This is a genomic window from Prevotella rectalis (genome assembly GCF_900607215.1).
GTDB classification, from domain to species: Bacteria; Bacteroidota; Bacteroidia; order Bacteroidales; family Bacteroidaceae; genus Prevotella; species Prevotella brunnea.
The window spans coordinates 1-885 of the sequence record NZ_LR027826.1; the positions used below are offsets into that span (position 1 = coordinate 1).

Annotated in this window: 1 protein-coding gene; it reads right to left on the reverse strand. The window is 35.7% G+C overall.

The window, feature by feature from the left end:
* Window positions 1–108 precede the first annotated feature (108 nt).
* Entirely contained in the window at window positions 109–765 is a 657-nt protein-coding gene (locus E0E16_RS13235) for a DUF4838 domain-containing protein (RefSeq protein ID WP_130830676.1), read from the reverse strand.
* Window positions 766–885: the final 120 nt, after the last annotated feature.

The following is an 885-nucleotide window of genomic DNA, read 5'->3' on the forward strand; positions in this document are numbered from 1 at the left end:
TGTACTTTTGCCCATGTTATCTGAGTTTGGAAACAAAAGCAAAGATAACAAAAAGGGCTGATACCTCGTGAGAAGTGTCAGCCCTAATTCATAAAAAATGTGGGATGTTTAGCGGACAGTAATAAAAGTTTTTAAGTTTTCAGACACTGCATATATATTGGGAAAAGGTGCAAGGTATTGAAAAAATCCAGTTGCATAGTCCCAAATATAAATATTATCGGTTAATTTCTTCCATTGTTTCAAATCATTGAGAAACAAACGATTATGTCCTTGTTCGTATGCTATCGGGTGTCCGAAACAACATTCAACATCGCATAAACGGATAACAACATTCCCTCTCGGTGTAATATGCTTGGGAGGTGTTTGCGTTTTATGGTAAGCAAACGTTCCTATCTTTACATTAGGATATGTTTTTTTTACTTCATCAGCAACTTGATTAATTGCCCAAATCAATATTCCTGAATAGCCTCCATATTTCTGCATCAATATTTGACAGTTATCACACTCGCAAAACATGTCATTGTCTTTCTGTGAAACACTATAACACCAATGACCAGGATTTTCCATTATCATTTTCAAGGTTTCTCTTTTCAACAACTCTATAACTTCCTTGTTAGATAAGCATAATTGCCCCTCTTTGTTTCGCTCTCCATTTATTAAAGCAAAATATTCTGGGTGTGTTGAAAACATTTCCTGCATTACCATGTTTTGCATTGTATGAATACCCCAATAAGATGTTAAACCGCCATATTTATTTTTAATTATTACTGTCCGCTAAACATAGAAATCCTCATTCCAACTCATTGAGACACAATAGTTCGGATGACAGCATGTTAGTGACAAGCCCCCTTATTCATTTTCTGTTACCTCGGGTGGCGATTCAGC